Origin of the sequence: Bacillus cereus group sp. N21 (assembly GCF_016483395.1) — a bacterium.
GTDB classification, from domain to species: Bacteria; Bacillota; Bacilli; order Bacillales; family Bacillaceae_G; genus Bacillus_A; species Bacillus_A pseudomycoides.
On the sequence record NZ_JAEHBX010000251.1, the window covers coordinates 1 to 411 of the forward strand.

Consider the following 411-nt stretch of genomic DNA (forward strand, 5'->3'; position numbering starts at 1 on the left):
AGAGAATGTACAGGTCTTGCATGGGAATGGTGGAGAACAATTATTAATGAACAAAATGTTCCATTAACAAATGAAATCAAAGTTTCAATTGGAGGAACGACATTATACCCAAGTGCTAATATTAGTCATTAGGTAAAAGTGAAGCGCCCTGTTTACAGGGCGCTTTTTTACTTGGCCACAAGTATATGGGGTATGGAAACGATTTAGGGAATGAGGTGCCACTCTTTACTTACAGAATGATTTGAGGAATGCTCTGACATATCTAAATCTTACCCATTTAAATTTATAAAAGAAGAGTCCATTTTGGATTCTTCTTTTTATGTGTTCGCAAAGGTACACCTTGTGGTTCACTTTTCATTACTATGTATTCAAATATGTAGTGAGTTCTTGGTACGTCTGTAAAAGTATACC

General features: G+C 35.5%; 1 protein-coding gene. It reads left to right on the forward strand.

The window, feature by feature from the left end; translation table 11 throughout:
* Positions 1 to 132: thiol-activated cytolysin C-terminal domain-containing protein (locus JDS96_RS30725; protein ID WP_199669122.1), on the forward strand; the 132-nt coding region annotated here is incomplete at its 5' end.
* Between the last annotated feature and the right edge of the window lie 279 nt (positions 133 to 411).